The sequence below is a fragment of the Pedobacter faecalis genome, from assembly GCF_030182585.1.
GTDB classification, from domain to species: domain Bacteria; phylum Bacteroidota; class Bacteroidia; order Sphingobacteriales; family Sphingobacteriaceae; genus Pedobacter; species Pedobacter faecalis.
Genome location: NZ_JARXOW010000003.1, coordinates 1 through 22848, shown reverse-complemented (window position 1 = coordinate 22848; position 22848 = coordinate 1). Strand labels below are relative to the sequence as shown.

The 22848-nt window shown below is 46.1% G+C and carries 22 protein-coding genes and 1 tRNA gene; 13 read left to right on the top strand and 10 right to left on the bottom strand.

Annotated elements, in window-relative coordinates; all coding sequences use genetic code 11:
• The first annotated feature begins 312 nt into the window (after positions 1–312).
• The 4 genes from QEP07_RS15720 to QEP07_RS15705 are packed head-to-tail and all read left to right on the top strand — an operon-like array spanning position 313 to position 1937.
• On the top strand, positions 313–849 hold the full coding sequence (locus QEP07_RS15720; protein WP_285011185.1) for a TIGR02594 family protein: 537 nt from the start codon (positions 313–315) through the stop codon (positions 847–849).
• Between the two features lie 2 nt (positions 850–851).
• Positions 852–1214, top strand: a complete 363-nt coding sequence (locus tag QEP07_RS15715) for a hypothetical protein (RefSeq protein WP_285011183.1) — start codon at positions 852–854, stop codon at positions 1212–1214.
• Complete coding sequence (locus QEP07_RS15710; RefSeq protein WP_285011181.1) at positions 1211–1387, top strand: hypothetical protein; 177 nt, start codon at positions 1211–1213, stop codon at positions 1385–1387. Before QEP07_RS15715 ends, QEP07_RS15710 begins: the two co-directional genes overlap by 4 nt.
• A gap of 1 nt (position 1388) precedes the next feature.
• Positions 1389–1937 carry a hypothetical protein gene (locus QEP07_RS15705; RefSeq protein WP_285011179.1) on the top strand — a complete coding sequence of 183 codons (549 nt, stop codon included), beginning with the start codon at positions 1389–1391 and terminating at the stop codon, positions 1935–1937.
• A 95-nt stretch (positions 1938–2032) separates the two neighbouring features.
• Here QEP07_RS15705 and QEP07_RS15700 read toward each other — a convergent pair.
• A tRNA-Arg gene (locus tag QEP07_RS15700) sits at positions 2033–2104 on the bottom strand.
• A 136-nt stretch (positions 2105–2240) separates the two neighbouring features.
• Between QEP07_RS15700 and mgtE the strand changes: the two genes are divergently transcribed.
• Positions 2241–3611: a magnesium transporter gene (gene mgtE, locus QEP07_RS15695; protein WP_256007536.1), complete on the top strand. Its 1371-nt coding sequence runs from the start codon at positions 2241–2243 to the stop codon at positions 3609–3611.
• Positions 3612–3633: 22 nt separating this feature from the next.
• On the opposite strand, the gene ychF is transcribed toward mgtE, so the two are convergent.
• Positions 3634–4728, bottom strand: a complete 1095-nt coding sequence (ychF, locus tag QEP07_RS15690) for a redox-regulated ATPase YchF (RefSeq protein WP_256007535.1) — start codon at positions 4726–4728, stop codon at positions 3634–3636.
• A 94-nt stretch (positions 4729–4822) separates the two neighbouring features.
• On the opposite strand from ychF, the gene QEP07_RS15685 reads away from it, so the two are divergent.
• The gene (locus QEP07_RS15685; protein ID WP_256007534.1) at positions 4823–5269 is read left to right on the top strand and encodes a DUF5362 family protein; all 447 of its coding nucleotides are present in this window, start codon (positions 4823–4825) and stop codon (positions 5267–5269) included.
• Here QEP07_RS15685 and QEP07_RS15680 read toward each other — a convergent pair.
• Positions 5266–5958 carry an SRPBCC family protein gene (locus QEP07_RS15680; protein WP_285011177.1) on the bottom strand — a complete coding sequence of 231 codons (693 nt, stop codon included), beginning with the start codon at positions 5956–5958 and terminating at the stop codon, positions 5266–5268. The two genes, QEP07_RS15685 and QEP07_RS15680, sit on opposite strands and share 4 nt — an antisense overlap.
• 110 nt (positions 5959–6068) lie before the next feature.
• Between QEP07_RS15680 and QEP07_RS15675 the strand changes: the two genes are divergently transcribed.
• Complete coding sequence (locus QEP07_RS15675; protein WP_285011175.1) at positions 6069–6557, top strand: hypothetical protein; 489 nt, start codon at positions 6069–6071, stop codon at positions 6555–6557.
• Positions 6558–6585: 28 nt separating this feature from the next.
• The gene (locus QEP07_RS15670) at positions 6586–7506 is read left to right on the top strand and encodes a sugar phosphate isomerase/epimerase family protein (protein ID WP_285011174.1); all 921 of its coding nucleotides are present in this window, start codon (positions 6586–6588) and stop codon (positions 7504–7506) included.
• A gap of 28 nt (positions 7507–7534) precedes the next feature.
• On the opposite strand, the gene ettA is transcribed toward QEP07_RS15670, so the two are convergent.
• Positions 7535–9214 (bottom strand): energy-dependent translational throttle protein EttA, encoded by a 1680-nt coding sequence (gene ettA, locus QEP07_RS15665; RefSeq protein ID WP_285011172.1) that lies wholly within the window; start codon positions 9212–9214, stop codon positions 7535–7537.
• Between the two features lie 187 nt (positions 9215–9401).
• Between ettA and QEP07_RS15660 the strand changes: the two genes are divergently transcribed.
• The 5 genes from QEP07_RS15660 (at position 9402) to QEP07_RS15640 (ending at position 16347) form a co-directional block, all read left to right on the top strand.
• A complete protein-coding gene (locus QEP07_RS15660; RefSeq protein ID WP_285011169.1) occupies positions 9402–11942 on the top strand; it encodes an ATP-dependent Clp protease ATP-binding subunit in 2541 nt (846 codons plus the stop codon).
• Between the two features lie 118 nt (positions 11943–12060).
• On the top strand, positions 12061–13017 hold the full coding sequence (locus tag QEP07_RS15655; RefSeq protein WP_285011168.1) for a formylglycine-generating enzyme family protein: 957 nt from the start codon (positions 12061–12063) through the stop codon (positions 13015–13017).
• A gap of 32 nt (positions 13018–13049) precedes the next feature.
• A complete protein-coding gene (locus QEP07_RS15650) occupies positions 13050–14372 on the top strand; it encodes a Gfo/Idh/MocA family protein (RefSeq protein ID WP_285011165.1) in 1323 nt (440 codons plus the stop codon).
• A gap of 6 nt (positions 14373–14378) precedes the next feature.
• Complete coding sequence (locus tag QEP07_RS15645) at positions 14379–15386, top strand: FAD:protein FMN transferase (protein ID WP_285011164.1); 1008 nt, start codon at positions 14379–14381, stop codon at positions 15384–15386.
• Positions 15387–15411: 25 nt separating this feature from the next.
• Positions 15412–16347 (top strand): hydroxypyruvate isomerase family protein, encoded by a 936-nt coding sequence (locus tag QEP07_RS15640; protein ID WP_285011163.1) that lies wholly within the window; start codon positions 15412–15414, stop codon positions 16345–16347.
• A 13-nt stretch (positions 16348–16360) separates the two neighbouring features.
• On the opposite strand, the gene QEP07_RS15635 is transcribed toward QEP07_RS15640, so the two are convergent.
• Genes QEP07_RS15635 through QEP07_RS15610 form a run of 6 tightly spaced genes read right to left on the bottom strand, consistent with a single transcriptional unit; the run spans position 16361 to position 22601 of the window.
• On the bottom strand, positions 16361–17422 hold the full coding sequence (locus QEP07_RS15635) for a PA0069 family radical SAM protein (protein ID WP_285011162.1): 1062 nt from the start codon (positions 17420–17422) through the stop codon (positions 16361–16363).
• 33 nt (positions 17423–17455) lie between these two features.
• On the bottom strand, positions 17456–19111 hold the full coding sequence (gene recN / locus QEP07_RS15630; protein WP_285011160.1) for a DNA repair protein RecN: 1656 nt from the start codon (positions 19109–19111) through the stop codon (positions 17456–17458).
• A gap of 57 nt (positions 19112–19168) precedes the next feature.
• Complete coding sequence (gene porD / locus QEP07_RS15625; protein WP_285011158.1) at positions 19169–20107, bottom strand: type IX secretion system protein PorD; 939 nt, start codon at positions 20105–20107, stop codon at positions 19169–19171.
• On the bottom strand, positions 20104–21303 hold the full coding sequence (gene coaBC, locus QEP07_RS15620; protein WP_285011157.1) for a bifunctional phosphopantothenoylcysteine decarboxylase/phosphopantothenate--cysteine ligase CoaBC: 1200 nt from the start codon (positions 21301–21303) through the stop codon (positions 20104–20106). The genes porD and coaBC overlap by 4 nt, the downstream gene beginning before the upstream one ends.
• A gap of 42 nt (positions 21304–21345) precedes the next feature.
• Entirely contained in the window at positions 21346–21663 is a 318-nt protein-coding gene (locus QEP07_RS15615) for a DNA-directed RNA polymerase subunit omega (RefSeq protein WP_437126695.1), read from the bottom strand.
• 5 nt (positions 21664–21668) lie between these two features.
• Positions 21669–22601 carry an outer membrane protein assembly factor BamD gene (locus QEP07_RS15610; protein WP_285011155.1) on the bottom strand — a complete coding sequence of 311 codons (933 nt, stop codon included), beginning with the start codon at positions 22599–22601 and terminating at the stop codon, positions 21669–21671.
• Positions 22602–22848 lie beyond the last annotated feature (247 nt).

Here is a 22848-nt window from a genome sequence, read left to right as displayed (position 1 = left end):
GACCCGTTTGTATCGTAAACCGGTGCCCGGCCAATCCATTCGGGTTTTCCAGTTTCCAGTGATCTTACTTCATTTGGCAAAATGAACGTTGGGCATTCTGGTGCCTCCGGTACAGGGCAATCTTTCTTGCAGGCAAAAAGTCCGGTAGCTAATATCATGATAATGAGTGTCTTTTTCATATTTCAAAGGTCGAGCGTGCCTGTCGCATTGTAAATACCACTTAAGTAGTAATTATTTACTATCCGACCCACGTAAACCGCTAAACCTCACGCGCGTGTAGTAGGGATGTAGTTTTGCTGGTAAATCATTGATATGGGATTGCCGCAGAAATATAGCTGGTTGAATTTAGAGGGTGCGCCTAAGATGTTGGTAGAAGCAATCAGGCACTATGGCACATTGGAACATGCAGGAAAGGGAAGTAATCCGAATATTATTAAATGGGCAAAGGAGGTTGGTGTATCAGGCTGGTATACTGACGACGATATCCCTTGGTGTGGCCTTTTTGTTGGGGTGGTTGCAAAGCGCTGCAATTACGCCTTTAGCTCGGGCAAGTTGCTCGCCGCTCGTGAATGGGCAAATTGGGGCGTGCCGCGAATCGGGTGCGCGAGGCTTTGGGACGTTTTAGTTTTTGTTCGGCCAGGCGGAGGTCATGTAGGGTTTTATGTGGGTGAAAACGATCATGCGTACTTAGTCTACGGAGGCAACCAATCGAATGCGGTTGGTTTCGCATGGATAGCGAAAGAAAGATGCATAGCTATTCGAACTCCTAAATACGCAGTCGGCGAGCCTGCTAACGTTAGGCAAATCAAATTATCGGAAACCGGAGAATTATCTAAAAACGAAGCCTAACCATGCCAAATCAAGACGTAATAGACAGAAAAGGGGCGTGGTTTGAAAGGATGTTCGACCGGCTTTTTTTGGCCATCAAAGAGAACCCCTACGGCACTATTGCTATAGTGTCAGTGCTAATAAATGTATGGCTTTTGAATATCATTATAGAGGGATATCAGGATAGACTTAACGACAACCGGGCGTCCAAAGATGAAATGATCAGTGAGGTTAGAAATAGCGTCAGGAGAGAGATACCGAAGCAAATGGAGCCAATCAAAGCCAAACAGGACAGCATATCAAAGAGTGTCGATACAACCCTGCTTAACATCAATGGTACAGTAGAATCGGTCAAGGAATATTTCAATAAAAACAAGAGAAAATGAAAAAGATATTAATTATACCAGTGGTTATATTATTTCTATCAGCAAAGCCAAGCAATATAGACACAAATATCCAGTCCTACGAGCAGATCGCAATACCGCTTTCAACAAAGCTAGACAGCATCAACAGCAAGGCTTCCGAACTGAGGGACTTACTGGAACACAACCGCCTGTAACATGAAAAATCTAATCATCTACCTACTTATTGCTGTCACGCTTTCGGCCTGCGGATCTATACGTAAGGTTTTCAAGCTGCACGAGTCAGAGTCTGCATCCATTCAAACCCGAACTTCTACCGACAGTATCGCTGTCAGGGTAGATCGAACTACTACAACCATCAGGAAGACTGCGGACACAGTTGTTACCACTCCCGAGCGGACGGTTACCCAAACCACAAAGCTGAACCAGGATAGCCTGATTAAAGGCATCAATGCGATACAAAGCGACCTGGTGGATGTGAAGCTTACACTTGATGTCCAGACCGGAATACTTACGGCAGTTGCAACTGTCAAGCCTCAAACCTTACCTGTTCGTATGGATGTAGAACAGACTGTTCGCAACGATATTCAGGAGGGAATACGAAGGGTGCAGGAGAATCAAACAAACGCCAATTCAAAGTGGAGCAGTAGCGAAGTCCAGCGTGATCCTGACTATGGGTTTATGTGGCCGTTGGTTATTGGTTTGCTGCTGGTCGTTGGGCTGGTTTGGTGGTTGAGGAAGCGGTAAAATACACTTTGCTTACACTATGTTTACACCAATAATCTTAGTCATTAAAAAACCCGCTTAAAACATACGTTAGGCGGGTTTATTCTTACGATAAGTGTTCCCGAAGGGATTCGAACCCCCATCATCAGAACCGGAATCTGACATTCTATCCATTGAACTACGGAAACAAAAGTCCGCAAATATATAAAAATGATCTCAGATAAATATGAGGTTGACTTAAATATATGTCAGCGAATGACTGAATTTACGAGAAAAAGAGGCATTTTTGCGGGAAGGTAATATATCATGTAAACACGTCGGCATATGGAGAAAAGAATCGTTGAAGAAATCGAAAAACTGATAGAAATTGAGGACGATGGACAGTTGAAGATTTATTTGGACGATCTGAACATATCTGATGTAGAGCACTTAATTGACGAATTACCCCAGCATGCCGTACGTTTTATTGAGACCCTCTCTGCCAAACGCGCGGTAAATGTATTTAGAATTCTTGATTTTCCTACCCAGGAACGCATCATAGGTAAACTGCCGGGAACCAAGCTGGCCGAACTTATTAACCTGCTGCCGCCGGATGACCGTACCGCACTTTTCAGTGAATTAACCGGTGATGCGGTAAAAAAGCTGATTATCCTGCTTCCCGCCAAGGATCGGGTGGAGGCCTTATCCCTTTTAGGGTATAAGGAGGACAGCGTTGGCCGTCTGATGACCCCGGATTACGTTGCTGTTAAAAAACATTGGACAGTAAACCGGGTGCTCTCGCATATCCGCAGGTACGGAAAGAACTCTGAGACGATCGATGTAATCTATGTTATAGATAAGGATGGCGTTCTACTAGACGACATAAGAATACGGGAAATTCTCCTTGCGGATCCGGAGGCCGAAATTGGGACGCTTACCGATCAGCGCCTGATTTCCTTGCATGTAAACGACCCACAGGAAGAAGCCATCAACGTTTTCAGGATGAACAACCGGGTAGCGTTGCCGGTGGTCGACGATAGCCAGGTTCTTCTGGGCATCGTAACCGTCGATGACATCCTGTGGATTGCCAACGAGGAATACACCGAGGATATTCATAAGATCGGGGGTACACAGGCGCTGGACGAGCCGTATCTCGACGTTCCTGTTTTTCAGCTTTACAAAAAGCGCATAGTCTGGCTTATATTGCTTTTCTTTGGCGAGTTGCTGACAATTTTTGCGATGTCAAATTTTGAAAGTCAAATCGAGAAGGTAGTCATTTTGGCGACGTTTATTCCGCTGATCATGTCGAGCGGAGGAAACAGCGGATCTCAGGCTGCCACATTGATCATTCAGGCTATGGCGCTCGGCGAGGTAACCATTAAAGATTGGTGGCGCGTTATGCGGCGGGAAATATTCTCGGGAATATTTTTAGGCACTACGCTCTGCTTATTGAGTTTCTGTGTGATCCTTAGCTGGCAGTTACTTGGCGGCGCACTTACAGAGCCGGTGCTGATCTCCATGGTCGTGGGCTGTTCGCTGGTTGGGGTTGTGCTCTGGGGAACGCTCATGGGATCGATGCTGCCGCTTCTATTGAAAAGGCTCGGCGCTGACCCCGCGGTATCGTCAACGCCATTCGTAGCAACCCTCGTAGACGTTACCGGCTTGCTCATTTATTTCACGATGGCGCTGTATTTCCTGAAAGGCGTTCTGCTTTAAGCCGGAAAAAGTTGCCGGCGCTTTATACGTTGAAGCGGAAATGCATGATATCGCCGTCCTCTACCACGTAAGATTTACCTTCCACACCTAGCTTACCAGCCTCTTTGCAGGCGTTCTCAGATCCCAGCGTTACAAAATCCTGATACTTGATGACCTCAGCGCGAATAAACCCTTTCTCGAAGTCGGTATGGATAACACCGGCAGCCTGCGGTGCGGTGAAACCTTTAGTGATTGTCCAGGCCCGAACCTCCTGTACCCCGGCTGTAAAATAAGTGTATAAGTCAAGAAGCCTGTATGCTGCCCGGATCAGTTTATTCACGCCAGACTCGTCTAATCCAAGGTCGGCCAGAAATTCCTGGCGTTCTTCGTAACTTTCAAGCTCTGCTATTTCAGACTCTATTTTGGCTGAAATCACCAATACTTCGGCGTGCTCGTCTTTAACCGCTTCCTTTACCCGCTCTACATAATTGTTGCCGCTCACTACTGAAGCCTCATCAACATTACATACATACATCACCGGTTTCTGCGTCAGCAAGCCTAAATCCTGTATATGATCAAAATCCTCTGCGGTGAGCGGAGCTGAGCGCACAGATTTACCGCTCTCAATATGGGTTTTTACAACGCTAAGCACATCAAACGTTTTCTTCGCGTCCTTATCGTTTTTGGCTAGTTTTTCAACTTTCTGGATGCGCTTTGTAACAGTGTCAAGGTCCTTAAGCTGCAGTTCTGTGTCAATGATTTCTTTGTCGCGGATAGGGTCAACTGACCCGTCAACATGGATTACGTTGCCGTCATCGAAACAGCGAAGTACATGGATAATCGCATTCGTTGCCCGGATATTCCCCAGGAACTGGTTTCCAAGCCCTTCCCCTTTGGAAGCACCCTTTACCAATCCGGCAATATCTACGATCTCGATGGTGTTTGGTACAATACGGTTTGGCTTTACCAGTTCGGCCAGCTTTGTTAATCGATCATCCGGTACCGATATCACGCCCACATTGGGTTCTATAGTACAGAACGGGAAATTCGCTGCCTGAGCCTTTGCGTTTGATAAACAGTTAAATAAAGTTGATTTTCCAACATTTGGTAAACCCACTATACCACATTGTAATGCCATCGAGTGTTTTATTCTTTGATTTGAGCGGCAAAGGTATCATTTTTTTAAAAATAATCTTTAAGTTTAGGCAACCTAAAAGAGACGAGTAATAACTATGGAAAATCTGGAAGAGCAGCCTTTAATGATATCAGAGGATATTCGGAGCTATCTGTATGAGACTGCAAAATGGGCGAAATTTTTATCGATAATCGGGTTCGTGATCACTGTATTTATTGTGTTGCTGGCCTTTAGTCCGGGCGCATTTCTGGCAAGCATGAATAGTGTGGCAGGAGAAAGTAACCCATATGCAGCTATGGGTGCTTCTGGGCTAACGGTGATGTTCATGATCATTGCGCTGATCTATTTCTATCCGAGTTTCATGCTTTTTAAGTATGCTAATGCGGCGAAGCAGGCGGTGCTGTTTGGTGATCAGCCAAAACTGGAGGTCGCGATGGCTACGATGAAGAGCTTTTTTAAATTCTGGGGAATACTCACCATCGTTGTACTGGCCTTTTATCTCATCGCCTTTATTTCAGCCCTGGCTTTTATGAGCGCAGCTTAAAAGGGCACGGCTTCCTCAATATTGTGCTTAAAGCTTTTTATTTCCTTAACCAGGAGGTTCTCAAAAACTGGATTTAACAGTTTTGCGATGCCTGCACCAATGCCGCCAATCGGCGGATGGTAGGAAAGGATGATATGGAGCTTTGTGCCCAGACCATCTGCGGTTTCGGTAAAAGTCACCCGGCCTACATGATGTATAGATGAACCAGGGAGGGATCGCCAGCCAATCAGTCGCCCTGGCTCATCTTTTACGATCTGCGCATTCCAATCAATCGGGAACATGTTTCCTAATATATTAGACTTCCAGTGAGAAAGTTTGTTGTCGATCACCTTTACGTCCAGGAGGTGTTTCAGGCTTCCTGGCAGATTCTCGAGGTTACGCCAGTAAGCGTATACTTCTGCTGCGGGTTTATCTATGTCAAATTCTCCCCTTATATTAATAGCTTTTGGGTGTCTGCTATCAATGCCAAGCTTTTCATAGATAGCGCATTTTCCGGTAGAACCACGATAGGCCAGGTAGATGCCTGCCAGAAACGGTAGCTTATGTGGCTTTTTCAACCCACGTCCCATGAGCACGCCTCCAAGGAACATAGACAAAAGCCTTTCGTCTAAACCGATATTTGCATAATGCTGTTTTTCTATGGAAAAGTTGCCGGCCAGTAGTTTAAAACGGTTCTCGTGTGCTTTCATACTGATTGCTTTTGATAGTGTTTATATATGTCTGAACAACAAAATTCTTAATTATATAGTTTTAGGAATCAAACAGAAATGCGTTTATTTGTATACTAGCCGCCGACCAAATGAACAAAGTAAATAGTGAATACCCTGCACTTTATAATGGTTATTTCGATTTGAGAGAGCCGTTTATTAAAGATCTGGAGGATGTCTACAGCAAGCCAATACAGATTCCGGCTTGCGGACCGGAAGAGATTTTTACGGATGAGGCGATAAACTTGATAGCTGAGGCCCGGGTTTTGGGACAGCAAGTTTTGTGTATGCGGAATGAAGCTGAGTCGGGTACAGAAGCGGGGGATACACTGCGTTGCGCTGAAAAAAGTTTGAAGATACTGGAAGGAAAGTTGGTTCAGCTGGATCTGGATGCCTTTCGTTACTTCCATTTTATTGCTGCCCGGCGGTTTGAGCTTGACACGTTGAAGGAAAAATACCGGGCGTATAAATGTGCTGCCGAAGCCACAGAACCGGATGAGGTATTATGCGAGGAACGAAAACGTGATTTGCTGAACTACCAGGCCGAGCTGGAAGGAAGCTTTGAAGCGCATTCTCTATAACGAACTAGTAACCTAATTATTAAATATTATGAAATCAACAGATAGAAGGTCATTCATTAAAAGTGCCGGCTTGTTTGCCGCGGCCACCGGTTTATCTACCATGCTGCCGGTCGACCTCTTTGCTTCTGTTAAAGCACCTTTTTTTCAGATATCCCTTGCAGAGTGGTCGTTTCATAATGCATTGTTCGGCGGTAAAATGACAAATCTCGAATTTCCGGTAAGAGCTAAAAAGGATTTTGGTATCGACATCGTGGAGTATGTGAGCCCTTTTTTCAACAAAAAGGAAAGAGATTCTGCATATCTTAAGGAATTGCTCAGCATTACCAAAGGCGAGGGTGTAAAAAACCATTTGATTATGGTAGACGGCGAGGGAGATCTTGGCGACCTAAACCAGGAGGCCCGGATTAAGGCGGTGGAGAATCACTATAAGTGGGTCGACGCAGCGAAAGTATTGGGATGTAAAACCATCCGCGTAAATGCGGCCGGAAGGGGCAGTGCCGAAGATGTGAAGAAAGCGGCGGTCGACGGTCTGGGAAGGCTCTCCGAATATGGCAAAAAGAGTAAGATCAACATCATCGTTGAGAATCATGGAGGATATTCGTCTGACGGGCAATGGCTGGCGGATGTAATGAAGCAGGTAAATAATACCTATTGCGGAACTCTTCCTGATTTTGGTAACTTTCGGATCAGTGCAGAAAAGACCTATGATAAGTATCAGGGTGTGAAAGAACTTTTGCCCTATGCTAAAGGCCTAAGCGCTAAAACCTACGATTTTGACGAAGCAGGTAATGAAGCAAATATCGACTACGACAGGATGTTCAAGATCATCCGGGAGGCTAAGTGGTCCGGTATTATCGGCATTGAATATGAGGGCTCTAAATATTCAGAAGCTGAAGGCATACAAAAGACCAAAGACCTGTTGGTACGGATGCAGGAGAAGTATAAATAGCAATTGGTATTAAATACAAAAAGCTGGGTTAACCCAGCTTTTTGTATTTAATACGGTGCGGTGTGGCATCACCCAGTCTCTTCTTCCTGTTCTCCTCGTAGTCTGAGTAGTTGCCCTCAAAAAAGTAAACCTGTGAATTGCCTTCAAAGGCCAGAATATGCGTACAGATACGATCAAGGAACCAGCGGTCGTGACTGATGACTACAGCGCAGCCTCCGAAATTCTCCAGCGCCTCCTCCAATGCTCTTAATGTATTCACATCAATATCGTTGGTTGGTTCGTCAAGCAGCAACACATTGGCGCCTTTCTTTAAGGTAATTGCCAGGTGAACGCGGTTACGTTCGCCACCGGATAGAATGCCGACTTTTTTCTGCTGGTCGCCGCCATTAAAATTAAATTTCGATACATAGGCCCTGCCGTTTACAGCCTTGTTTCCAAGTTGGATGTTGTCCAGCCCATCGGTGATATTTTCGTAGACGGTTTTGTCCGGGTTAAGGTCATTGTGCATCTGATCCACATAGCCAAGAGAAACCGTGTCGCCCACCCTAAAAGTTCCCGAATCAGGTGTCTCCTGTCCGGTTATCAGGCGGAAAAGTGTGGTCTTTCCGGCGCCGTTAGGCCCGATTATACCAACGATTCCAGCAGGCGGAAGCGAGAAGCTCAGGTTTTCAAATAGTATTTTATCGCCGTATGCTTTTGTGACCTCGTTTGCTTCAATGACTACATTTCCCAGACGCGGACCGGCGGGAATGAACAATTCCAGTTTTTCTTCACGGTCTTTAGAATCTTCTGATGCCAGTTTGTCATAGTTAGACAGCCTGGCTTTTGATTTCGCATGCCGGGCTTTCGGCGCCATGCGTACCCATTCCAATTCCCGCTCTAATGTTTTCTGACGTTTTGATTCTGTCTTTTCCTCCTGGGCCAAACGCTTAGCTTTTTGGTCTAGCCACGACGAATAGTTACCTTTCCATGGAATACCTTCTCCGCGATCCAGTTCAAGGATCCATCCCGCAACATTGTCAAGGAAATATCTGTCGTGCGTTACGGCAATAACGGTTCCTTTGTAATTTTTCAGGAACTGTTCAAGCCAGTCGATACTTTCAGCATCAAGGTGGTTGGTAGGCTCGTCAAGTAAAAGTACATCCGGTTCCTGAAGTAACAAACGGCACATGGCCACACGGCGGCGTTCACCTCCCGAGAGTACCGCTATTTTTGTATCGGGGTCCGGACAGCGCAGCGCATCCATCGCACGTTCTAGTTTGTTGTCTAGCTCCCAGGCGTTTACAGCATCGATCTTGTCCTGGAGTTCGCCCTGCCTCACCATCAGCTTGTCCATCGCATCAGCATCTTCGTATATTTCCGGAAGGCCGAACTGCTCGTTGATTTCTTCGTATTCCTTTAGGATTGCGGTGATTTCGGCAACGCCTTCCTCAACTACTTCGCGGACGGTCTTTTCATTGTCGAGTTCGGGCTCCTGTGCCAGGTAACCTACGCTATATCCTGGAGAAAAAACAACTTCCCCCTGGTACGACTTATCAATTCCTGCAATGATCTTCAAAAGAGAGGATTTTCCTGATCCATTGAGACCGATCACGCCTATCTTGGCGCCGTAGAAAAAGGACAGGTATATGTTCTTCAGAACTTGTTTCTGGGGAGGGTAAATCTTATTTACCCCTGCCATGGAGAAGATTATTTTTTCGTCTGACATAGTTGCTTGTTGGCCTGCAAATATGAAGAAACTTAGTCAAAAGTCGGTAACATTTATGAAATAACGACAGGCGGGGCATCCATATAACAGGCACTGGCGTAATTGTTGATAAAATAAAAAAAGCAGGGGTGCTTTTATAAATCAAAATTTTTTAGTTTAGGGCATTCCGCATTTTAGAAAGGTATATATGGAAGCTAAATTTTCACCACAAGTAAAGGATGTTATCTCATTCAGCAGGGAAGAAGCGCTGCGGTTGGGGCACGATTATATCGGTGCGGAGCATCTCTTACTAGGCCTCATCCGCGAAGGCGATGGTATGGCTATTAAGATATTAAAATCATTGGGCGTTGATACGCTAAAGTTGCGGCGATCTATCGAGGAATCTGTAAGGGGTACTTCGAGCGTGACAGTAAACCTGGGTAATATTCCTCTGACCAAACAAGCAGAAAAAGTTTTGAAGATTACTTATCTGGAAGCTAAGATATTCAAGAGTGATCTTATTGGAACGGAGCATCTGTTATTGTCAATCCTGAGGGACGATGACAATATTGCCTCTCAGATACTGCTTCAGTTTAGTATAAATTACGAGATATTTAAACAGGAGGTTGAGATGAACAAGGGTGGCTTTAGAGACGATCCGCAAAGCAGCGCATCTACAGGCGGAGATGACGACTACCGGGAGGAAGACAGTTTTAGTGCGCCTAAAAAGGTGTCTGATATAAAATCTAAAACCCCGGTGTTAGATAATTTTGGCCGGGATTTAACAAAGGCTGCCGAGGAGGGAAGGCTGGATCCTATCGTAGGGCGTGAAAAAGAAATCGAACGCGTATCCCAGATTTTGTCCAGACGGAAGAAGAACAACCCTATCCTGATTGGCGAACCCGGTGTAGGTAAGTCTGCCATTGCAGAAGGCCTGGCATTGCGTATCGTAAAGCGCAAAGTTTCCCGCGTTTTATTCAACAAGCGCGTGGTTACGCTCGATCTGGCATCTCTGGTTGCAGGTACAAAGTACCGCGGCCAGTTTGAGGAAAGGATGAAAGCTGTGATGAACGAGCTGGAAAAGTCTACCGACGTTATCTTGTTTATTGATGAGATCCACACCATTGTGGGTGCCGGTGGTGCTTCAGGTTCCCTCGACGCATCAAACATGTTCAAACCTGCTTTGGCAAGGGGTGAAATACAATGTATAGGTGCCACTACGCTGGATGAATACCGCCAGTATATTGAGAAAGACGGGGCGCTAGACCGCCGTTTCCAAAAGGTAATGATAGAGCCGGCAACACCGGATGAAACCATCGAGATTCTGAACCGGATCAAGGAGAAATATGAAGATCATCATGGCGTTACCTATACAGAGGAAGCAATAAACGCCTGTGTGGCTCTTACCTCAAGATATATTACGGACAGATTTTTGCCGGATAAGGCTATAGATGCCCTGGATGAAGCTGGTTCAAGAGTTCACCTTACCAATATCCATGTTCCTCAGAACATCATTGATATAGAGAATAAGATAGAAGAGATAAAGCTCGAAAAGAACAAGGTCGTTAAGAGCCAGAAGTACGAAGAGGCGGCTAAATTAAGGGATACCGAAAAGAATCTTTTGGAAGAACTTGATCGCGCGAAGGCGGAATGGGAAAGCGAGACAAAAACGAAACGTTACACTGTAAGCGAAGATAATGTTGCTGAAGTGGTTTCGATGATGACCGGTATCCCGCTTCAAAGGGTCGGACAAACAGACAGCATGAAGTTGTTGAATATGTACGAAACTGTTGGCGAGAAGATCATTGGTCAGGACGATGCCATTAAAAAACTGACCCGTGCGATACAGCGGACCAGGGCAGGGCTTAAGGATCCAAAAAAGCCGATCGGATCGTTCATCTTCCTCGGGCCGACTGGTGTCGGTAAGACAGAGCTTGCCAAAGAGCTGGCCCGCTTCATGTTTGACAGCGATGATTCACTGATTCAGATTGACATGAGCGAATACATGGAGAAATTTGCGGTTTCTCGTCTGGTAGGAGCTCCTCCGGGATATGTTGGCTACGAAGAAGGCGGACAGCTTACTGAGAAAGTACGCAGGAAACCGTATGCCGTAATCTTGCTCGACGAGATCGAGAAAGCACACCCTGATGTATTTAACATTTTGTTGCAGGTGCTTGATGAAGGGCAGCTGACCGATAGTCTGGGACGTAAGGTTGATTTTAGAAATACCATAATCATTATGACTTCTAACATCGGTGCCCGCCAGTTGAAAGATTTCGGTCAGGGTGTAGGCTTTTCAACCTCGGCCAAGATCAACCAGGTTGATGCGCACTCACGTGGCGTTATAGAGAACGCTTTGAAACGTGCTTTTGCTCCTGAGTTTTTGAACCGCGTGGATGATGTGGTTGTGTTTAATTCTTTAGGTAAGTCAGATATCTTCCGAATCATTGATATTGAATTGAAGTCACTGTTCGGCCGCGTTCACAATCTGGGTTATGAGATCAAGCTGACTGACAACGCTAAGGAATTCATAGCGGAGAAAGGGTTTGATGCCAACTTCGGAGCCAGACCGCTTAAGCGTGCGATACAGAAATATCTGGAAGATCCGATTGCAGAAGAGATACTCAAAGGAGAGATCAACGAAGGCGATATTCTGGAGATCAATTATGATGCAGAAGCCGATAAAATCGTTATTGAAAATAAGGCACCTTCAAAAAAGCGCAAGAAAGAAGAAGGAAACATAGAGTAGTTTCTCAATAATTGTAATGCAAAGGCCCTTGTCAAATAAATGACAGGGGCCTTTGCATTTACGGATAATTGACCTTATTTTTAAGGTTTACTAGGTTAGGTCATTATATATAACATACATGCGAAAGAAAATCTTGAGCGTCGCCATACTTGTTGCAAACTGTGTATCGGGTTACGCTCAGCAGAAACCAAAAGATTATACTCAGGAAATTTCAGGTACGAAGCTCTCATTTACCATGGCTGGAATTCCGGGCGGGGAGTTTATGATGGGCAGCAAGAGCGGTAACGCTGACGAAGCGCCGGTTCACAAGGTCAAACTATCGCCTTTTTGGATTGGTACCCATGAGGTAACCTGGGATATTTATGAACCCTTTCTGTACAAAGACTACGAAAAGACACACAGCACCTCGCCTGTTCCGGCGAACGTGGATGCCGTAACCCGGCCTACTAAACCCTATCTTGATATGACTTTCGGAATGGGTAAGGCTGGTCAGCCGGCACTGGCCATGACACATTATAATGCCATTCAGTATTGCAAATGGTTGTATGCCAGAACGGGTGTTTTCTATCGGCTGCCAACGGAGGCGGAATGGGAATATGCCAGTAGGGCTGGGGCATCTACGGAATACTTCTTTGGAAGCGATGCAGCTTCACTCGATCAATACGCATGGTATAAGGGCAACAGTGACAATAAAACACATCCTGTTGGTCAGAAAAAGCCGAATCCCTGGGGTTTGTACGACGTATATGGTAATGTAGCAGAATGGACCTACGATCAGTACCTGCCAGATTTTTACACACAGAAGCAGGTAGAAAACCCTGTTGCCATTCCCGAGAAGTTATATCCGCATGCGGTAAGGGGCGGATCCTATAGTGATGAAGCCTCTATGCTTCGATCGGCCGCAAGAATGGCATCGGACCCTTCCTGGAAGCAACTGGATCCGCAAATACCAAAGAGCAACTGGTGGTTCCCTGAAGCACCTTTTGTAGGCATCCGGCTGGTGCGTCCGGCGGTACCACCTTCCAAAGAAGAGATTGAAGCCTACTATAACAAGGCGCCGATCTCCGATTACTAGAATACCTGAAACCTTTATATAACCTGAATAAAATGAACAAAAACGAACCACAGAACGGGCGGCGCGACTTTTTAAGAGCGTCAGCCTTATTCGCCGGTGGAATGATGTTGAATGGTGCTGCATTTGCTGCACCTGGGCATTCCTCGGTAGATGATACCATTAAAATTGCGCTTATAGGCTGCGGCGACAGAGGCACAGGAGCCGCATTTCAAGCCCTGAGCACAAAGTATAATATAAAACTTGTCGCCATGGCCGACGCGTTCGAGGACAGGCTCGAGAAGAGTTATAGTACATTGGCCGACCGCTTCAAGGATAAAATCAGTGTACCAAAAGAACGCAGATTTATAGGCTTTGATGGCTATAAGAAAGCCATCGCATTGGCAGATGTTGTGCTTTTAACTACACCTCCGGGCTTCCGACCAATGCATTTCGAAGAAGCCGTAAAGCAAGGGAAACATGTGTTCATGGAAAAGCCCGTGGCGGTTGATGCGCCAGGTATCCGCAGGGTGCTTGCTGCGGCTGAACTTGCTAAGCAAAAGAAATTAAATGTGGTTACTGGCCTGCAACGGAGATATCAGACCAATTATCGCGAGACCATTAAGCGCCTCGAAGATGGTGCAATTGGCGACATCACTGGCGGACAGGTATACTGGAACAGTGGTGGTGTATGGGTAAAACCTCGGCAGGCAGGTCAGACCGAGATGGAATATCAGATGAGAAACTGGTATTATTTCAACTGGCTGTGTGGCGACCATATCGTAGAGCAGCATGTACACAATATTGATATCGCCAACTGGGTTAAGAATGCCTATCCAGTATCCGTTCAAGGTACTGGCAGCAGGGCATGGCGCACCGGGAAGGAATACGGCGAGATCTATGACAATCATTCTATCGAGCTGACCTACGCTGACGGAACGATAATCCATAGCCAGTGCAGGCACTTTGAAGGTATTTCCAACCGTGTCGATGAGTCGTTTCAAGGAACCAAGGGTAAGGTGTACCTATCTGCGGGCAACCAGGGCATTATATCAGACTATGCCGGCAAGCAGTTGTATAACCACGATGTGAAAGGCAATAAAAACCCATATCAGACCGAACACGACGAATTATTTGAGGCCATAGCTAAAGGTGAGTTTAAATTTACCGACGCAGAACGCACCGCAAAAAGTACGTTCTCCTCCATCATCGGAAGGTATGCGACCTATTCTGGCGAGATTATTAAGTGGGATACTGCCCTGCAGGCCGAGAACAGCTTATTTCCTGATAAGCTAGCCTGGGACGCAAATCCCAAAATCCTGCCGGATGCACAAGGCTTTTACCCGATACCTACGCCAGGGAAGACTAAAGTAATCTAGGGTGCAGTGTTTTTCTTCAAGAACCTGATCCTGACATGTCTGCTGTCGCTTCTTATCCCCATTGTTTTTAGGGATGAGCAGCGACAGTTTACTATTTCTGGTATTGCACAAGGTACCGACTATACCATTAAGTACTACGCAAAAGACAGTGTGGTTACCCGGCATGATATTGAAGAGATCTTAATGCAAATAGACTCGTCCATGTCTCTTTATAAGCCATATTCCAGAATTACACGGTTTAATCAGGCAAAGGAAGGTGGTGAGATCGATGACCATTTCAGGAAGGTTCTTTTGAAGGCCTGGCAAATTAATAAAGTAACAGCCGGACGATTCGATGCTACGGTTGCCCCTCTTGTAAATGCGTGGGGTTTTGGCCCTGCCAAAATAAATAAGATACCAGACAGCGCGACCATCAGTAGTTTGCTGTCATGCGTTGGGATGGAAAAACTTAAACTGCAGGGCAATTATTTAAAGAAACTTAAGCCCTGTGTGGAGGTCGACCTGAACGGCATAGCCCAGGGATATACCGTCGACGTACTGGCTGGCCATTTTCTGAAGAAAGGAGTCGGCTCCTTTGTCGTAGAGCTGGGCGGTGAACTTCGTGTTCATGGTCGAAAGCCTGACGGCTCATTGTACAAAGTTGGGGTAGAGGGGCCTGCATCAGCAGGAAGCCCGGAACCTGGTATCCGGCATATTTTGGGACTAAAGAGCGGAGCTGTGACTACCTCGGGCAATTACCGGAAATATATTGATGTAGGCGGCGAGCGCATAAGTCACCTGGTCGACCCAAAAACAGGATACCCGTTAAGAAGCAAAATGATAAGCGTTACGGTCTACGCCAAAGATGCGCTGACGGCCGACGGATATGACAATGCCTTAATGGCAATGGATGTGCAACAGGCTCTGGCTGTGGCGCGCGCTCAAAAATTTGAAGCATATCTTATCTACCAGCGTGACGACGGAAGCGTGGCAGACACACTTACTTCCGGGTTCAGGAAGTTGATTATTGATTAATGAGAAAACCAAACAATATTAAAGTATGAACAGAAAGGAATTTTTAAGGAACGGATTCATTGCCACCGGAGCAATAGCTACAGGATCTGTCCTGAATGCGGCTGCAAAGGATCAGTCGGCCACCCAAAACGCATATGCCGGAAAGACTTTTAACCTCGATTACGCGCCCCATCAGGGAATGTTTCAAAATCATGCGGGGAAGGACTTTCTCGACCAGATCAGATTCATGCACGATCAGGGATTCCGGTCGATAGAGGACAACGGCTATCTGAACCGGTCCATAGAAGAGCAAACCAAGATTGGCGAATTACTTGCCAAGCTCGGCATGCGTATGGGCGTATTCGTTGTCGACGGCGGCGATAACTGGAAAACTTCCCTGAGTACAGGGAAGAAGGAGTTTAAAGATAAATTCGTAGAAACCTGTAAGCGCTCGGTAGAAGCGGCCAAGCGCTGTAATGCAAAATGGCTTACCGTGGTGCCCGGATTTTATGAGCGCCGTTTGCCCTGGGGCAATCAATTTGCCAACATTATAGATGCCATGCGCGCCGGTGCGGAGATTTTTGAACCACATGGCCTGATCATGGTACTCGAAACGCTGAGCGATACGCCTGAGCTGTTCCTTCAGCAAACACATGAAACTTACGCCGTATGCAAGGCGGTAAACAGCCCTTCATGTAAAATTCTATATGATATCTATCATATGCAGAAAACCGAGGGACAGCTCATCGTGAATATCGACAGATGCTGGGATGAAATTGCCTACATACAGATAGGAGACAACCCGGGAAGAAACGAACCTACAACAGGGGAGATTAACTACAAAAACTTGTTTAAGCATATTTACAACAAAGGCTACAAAGGAATAATGGGCATGGAACACGGCAATTCCATCAAAGGAAAAGAAGGTGAAACCCGGCTCATTCAGGCTTATCGTGAGGTAGATAACTTCCTTGAAAAGTAGGTTTACCATCAATTTAAAACAAGCTGAGTTGGGTTTTCGGCACGCAAAAGCGGCTGCTATCCAGCTCAACTTGCTGTATATTGAGCCCGTTTAACCGGCAATGCAATCTAAAATTATCGCTGATCATCTGGGCGATGTTCCCTTCTCCACGCATGCGCTCACCGAAGCGGCTGTCGTTCACCTGGCCGTTGTGGCACGACTGTATGGCATGCCATACCTTATCAAACCTGTCTGGGTAATTCTTCTGCAACCAATCTTTAAAAATTCCGCCGATCGCACCGTTCAGACGTACCACCGTATAGCCGGCTGCAACGGCGCCCGCCTGGGCCACGGCCTTTAACACCGCCGGTATTTCATGATCGCTTAGTCCGGGGATCAGCGGTGCAACCATTACGCCCGCAGGTATCCCTGCCTCCGAGAGTTTCTGCACAACTTTGAGCCGCTGACTTGCCGTGGTTGTCCGAGGCTCCATCTTTTGCCTGAGCGACTCATTCAGGCTGTTGATCGACACGTAGACCATACAAAGATTGAGTTTCGCCATCTCCTGCAGAATATCAAGATCGCGCAGAACAAGCGCATTCTTGGTAATCATCCCAATGGGCTGTTTATATTCAAGCGCGATCTCAAGCAACTGCCGGGTTAGCCTGAACTTCTTTTCTGCCGGCTGATAACAGTCGGTATTACCCGAAATTGAAATAACCGATCCATCCCAGGACTTGCGGTTAAGGAACTTTTTGAACAGCTCAGGCGCATCAGTCTTCACAATAATTTTGCGTTCGAAATCGAGCCCCGGACTATAGCCCCAGTATTCGTGTGAGTTTCGCGCGTAACAATAAATGCAACCATGTTCGCAGCCCTGATAGGGGTTTAGTGAAAAAGACATCCCTACATCTGGGCTGTCAACCTTGTTCACGATCGACTTTGCAGCGCCCGTAATAAAGCGGGTTTTGTGATCAGGTTCAGCCCAATCATCTATGCCCTCCGCATGTATCTTCTCATGTGCGCTACGCTCAAATTTGTTACCCGGATTGATCTGGGCACCCCTGCCTTTATAATAGTCATCAGAAAGTTCCATTAGCTAAAATATTTAGCTAATATACTAATTAAATTAGTTTTCTAACAAGTCTTTAGCGTGACTGATGGCAGACTCTCCAGGATCCTTACCACTTAGCATCTCAGCGATGGCCAATACCCGCTCCGAAAAGTCCAGCTTTCTGATCCCGGTATTTGTTTTGCCTTGGTCCTCCTGTTTGTACACAAAATAATGACTATGGCCTTTTGCAGCGATCTGGGGCAAATGTGTAATACAAATAACCTGCATATTTCTCTGAAGATCTGATATCACATCGCCTACCCGCATGGCGATTTCCCCGGAGATCCCAGTGTCAATCTCATCAAAGATCATGGTAGGCAAAGAAGTATGTTGCGCGAGTACCGACTTGATCGCAAGCATAAGCCTCGACAACTCCCCCCCTGAAGCAACCTTTCCAATCGGCGCCGGGTTTTGCCCGTTGTTCGCCGAAAACATAAGCTTAACATGATCAAGCCCGTCCTTGTGCAGTTGCGTTCCTATTTCGTGCGCAATCACTATTTTCGCTTTGGGCATGCCTACCTTCACCAGTATTTCGGCCAGCTGGCCCTCTACGTTGGCTATCGACCGGCCTCTGTTGTCAGCCAATGTTCCGGCTATTTTCCTTAGCTCTTCCTCCAGCGCCTTCAGCTCAGCTTCAATTTGCGTGATTTCATCGTCGCCCGCAGATATCGCCTCGAGGCGGTCGGAGAGGTCTTGTTTTATTGCTATCAGCGCTTCAACAGAGGAGACCTTGTGTTTCTGCTGCAGCGCATAAATGGTGCTCAGCCTCAGGTTAATCTCCTCGATCCTTGCAGGATCAAAGATGATGCTTTCCTCGGCCGACAACACCTCATCAGAAATGTCTTTGATCTCGATCAGGCTCGAACGCAGGCGTTCAGCCATCTCGGCATACTGCGTGTTAAACCGCTCAACGCTGCTTAATTGACTCAGCGCCTGTTTCAGCAAAGGCAAAGCAGAGATTTCCTGCTCGCTGATGATATTATAGGTGCCGACCAGGGCATGCTTAATCTGCTCAGCATGCGTCAGCGTTTCCAGCTCCTGTTCCAGGACTTCTTGTTCGCCGCTACTAAGCCGCGCGGCATCCAATTCGTTAAACAGGTATTGCTCGTAGTCCTGGCGACTGTTCGCTTCAATGGCCAGCTCACGGAGCGACTTTAATTTATGCTGCGTTTTCTGGAACAACCTGAATTTAGCCCTGTAGTCGTCAAGCAATCCTTGATGATCTGCCAGCGTATCTACCACGAGCAACTGAAACTCAGGATCGTTAAGCTCCAGCGTTGCATGCTGCGAGTGGATGTCAATGAGTTGCTCGCCTACCTGTTTCATGAGCGAGAGGTTGACCGGCGTATCGTTAATGAAAGCCCGCGACTTGCCATCCGTTGAAATCTCACGCCTTAAAATCGTCTCCGTACCAAAGTCAATATCATTGCTGTCAAAAAGCCCTTTCAGTGCTTCGTTCTTTAAAAGAAAGTGTCCTTCAATAATACATTTCCGGTCCTGATTGAAAAAGAACCGCGTTTCGGCCCTTTGTCCCAATATCAGTGAAAGCGCCCCGAGGATGATTGACTTACCTGCCCCGGTTTCACCTGTTATAATATTCAGACCGCCATCTGGCTCCAGTTCCACACTGTCGATCAATGCATAATTGCGAATAGAAAGTCTTTGTAGCATACGCTGCTAAATTAGCAAACTTTAGCCATTGCGTATTCATCGTAGCGGCAATACTTATCAATTCAGTCTCTGGTTTCCTGCCTGATCATTGTTTGCTTTAAGCAGGTCATATTTGCTGATGTTCGCCGGATCCACATCCACAAGGATATTATAGGCCTTGATCCGGTCCGAAGGATCGCCGGTCGGGATAGAACAAACCTTAACCAGCTCGTCAGCTTTAGAAGTAAAATAGAAGGAAGGAAACGGTGAACCTAGTCGCTGCTTGTCCATCTGTTTCAAGTCCGGAAGCATGCCTATGATCCTTTTCACCCCACGCGCAGGGTTTTCGTGCAACTGGTCGAGCCCCCCAAAATGATAGTCATATATAAATGATCTGAGCGCCTCAAAATTCTGGTTCGTCAGGTTGTCGCTTAGCCAGAACCTGTTGCGCAGACCGTCGCCCGCTTTCCAGCCCGGGTAGCCGGCTGTCTGCGCCAGATTGAGTATTTTAACAGCCCTACCGTAGTAAGGCGTTCCGCCTAATCTGGAAAAACTGTCTTTATCCAGGCCGACGATTACATATGCGTAGAAACTAAGCAATGAACTAAGATTGGAGGTAAAGGTCTCGTTGGAAAGATCTAAAGGTTGCCCCTCTGCATAGTTGAAACTGAAATCCTTGTCGCTCAAATTCAAAAGAACACTGTTGTACGACGAGCCATATACAGGTCGGCTCGACTGGATCTGTGCTTCAGCCTTATAACCAGAACTTCCGTCCCACTCGGTAAGTGTGATAACGAAATCGCACTCAATCCGTTCCTGAGCCAGGTAAGTTTCGTCGCTCCATTTATTGTTATTCATGAAATTAGCTACAACGTTCTGGATGATGTCCAGATTCCGCTTTTCGATGTTGCTTACCTGAGGAGCCAAAACCTGAACCCTTGCATTTAATTCCTGCGCCTGGCTTAAATTGATACAAAATACCAAAAACAAAAATAGGGCAGAGGCGTACAGTTTCATGGTGTCAGTAATTTTAAGACCTCCATGCAGATGTCTTTCGCGACCTCCGTCTTAGGTTTCAATTCAAAAGCCTTTTTCCGGAGGGCCTTATCAAATACGGTGATTTTATTGGCGTCCGACCTGAATCCGGCACCCTGATCGTTTAAGGAGTTAAGCACAATAAGATCAAGATGCTTAGCGGCTAATTTCTCTTTGGCGTAGGCTTCTTCGTTCTCGGTTTCCAGTGCAAATCCTACCAGAACCTGATTGGTGCGCTTTGTCTCACCAAGGGTAGCTAGTATATCCACCGTTTTCTCAAGATCCAGGTGGAGCGTTTTATCCTTTTTTTTGATCTTCTGATCAGCCACCGTCGCAGGCCTGTAATCTGCCACAGCGGCACTCATTACCGTGATATCACTTTCAGGAAACACGCTCTTGCAGGCATCAAGCATTTCTGCCGCACTAGTTACATCAATGCGCTTCACCGGATCCGCACTTTTTTCGCCGGTAGGCCCGCAAATCAATGTCACATCCGCGCCCAGGCGTGCAAATTCTTCAGCAATTGCAATACCCATTTTTCCTGAGGAATGGTTGCCAATAAATCTTACAGGATCAATCGCTTCATAGGTTGGTCCCGCAGTAACCATGACTTTCCTGCCAAGAAGCGGGAGCCCAGACCCGATCAATTTGGAAAGCTGCTCAAGAATGTCTTCCGGTTCTGCCATTCTGCCTTCACCATGTAATCCGCTTGCCAGTTCACCACTTCCAGGTTGTATCACGGTATTGCCGAAAGAAATAATTTTTTGAATGTTTGCCTGCGTCTGTTCGTGTTTCCACATGTCCAGGTCCATAGCCGGGGCAACAACAACAGGACATTTCACAGAAAGATATACTGCTGTAAGCAGATTATCGCACAAGCCTGAAGCCATTTTTGCAAGCGTATTGGCACTCAGCGGCGCAATCAGCATGAAGTCGGCCCAGAGGCCAAGCTCAACATGGTTGCTCCATACACCGGTTTCGGAATCAAAATATTGAGTGTATACAGGATTTTTAGAAAGCGTAGCAAGTGTGAGCGGCGTAATAAAGTTTGATGCATCCTGTGTAAGCACCACCCTAACGTTTGCACCAGCCTTAACCAGCAGTCTGACTAAAGAAGCAGACTTATACGCTGCAATGCTGCCGCAAACGCCGAGAAGAATTTTTTTGTCTTTTAGCATGGTTGGTGATGCAGTAATGCAATATTAAACCTATGCCGAAATTTATTGCTCTTTAGCAGGATTTCTATGGTAAACCTTGCCGTTCAAAAATTCGTCGATAGCAATTAAAGTAGGTTTTGGTAAACGCTCATAATGCTTGCTGATCTCGATCTGTTCCCGGTTTTCAAAAATCTCTTCCAGGTTATCGTTAGAAGATGCGAACTCGGCAAGTTTGCCATGAAGTTCTTCTTTCATGTTATTAGAGATCTGATTAGCTCTTTTCGCGATAATCACAAGCGATTCATAGATATTCTCAGTGCGCTGGTCCAGATCGTTCACATTTCTGGTAACCGTAGTATTGGGTATAGTATTTTTATTCATTGTGCTTATTTTAAAGAGTTTTTTACTGAATTCAAAGTATCTTTTTTAGTGTCTTCGGCCATTTCAGCCCTGATTCTTTCATAGTTGGCTTTTCTCTCAGCCAGAACTTTCCTGGCATTCAGAATAGCTGCCTCACTATCCTTTTTTAAATTTTTAGCTTCTTCAAGCGACTTGCTCTCAGGATAAGATTCTACAAATTCGTCAGCGTAAGTGATGGCCTCATTGAAACGCTCTTCCTGGCGCTCCTCAATACTGTTTTGCGCAAAAGCATATTGGGCTTTAATAGTAAGCAAACCCATTTCCTCCGCATATTTAATGTCAGGAAAGTCAATCTGGGCATTTTGCAATGCGATAACTGCGGCGCGATAGTTAGTAGCATTAACCCCTACGCCGCCAAGCTCGTAATACATCTTGGCATTTGCATATGCCTTGTCTTCCAGCTTGCCCCGTAAAATTCCTATGTACTTGGTAGCGTCTGCAACGCGCGCGCTGTTCGGATAGAAATTGATAAATAACTGTAAAGCATCTATGGCCTTGTAAGTGTTTTCCTGATCCAGCGAGGGCCTTGGCGATTCCAGATAATAGCAATATGCTGCCATATATCTGCATTCTTCCGCATACTGACTGGCAGGATACGTATCTGCAAACTGCTTAAACTGATATCTTGCTGTGGTATAGTCTTTAAGATTGTACAGCGTCAGCGCGTAATAATAATTCAATTCTTCTGCTTGCTCCCTGCCTCTGTATTTTTGAGCCAGATCCTCAAAAAGGATCAGTGCTTTGGAGTAACTCTTCTTTTTATATAGGCGGAGCGCTTCCTGGTATTTTTTTCCTACGTCATTACTTGCCCTGATTTTCTCAAACTGGCTTTTACAGCCGGCCAAAGTAATGGCTAAAGTGGTGAAAATTAGTATAAATAGGTGTTTAATTTTAAACATTGTGCAAAGATAAGCTAATAATACGATACCGTCAATTAAAAATATAGGGTGCTAAGCTATATAAACGGCAGGCTACTGCAAAGCGGTTAACATTATTTAACATTCGTATTGCGCTTCACGAAATCTGTCTTGGATGCTACCTGGTGTGCACCAAGTGGCTGGTAAGTCCGCCTTGGGAGTAGTGTGGGTGAGCCATGAGTCCGCCTTTTTTCTGGGAAAAGGCGGATGGCGGACTCACATGCTTCCA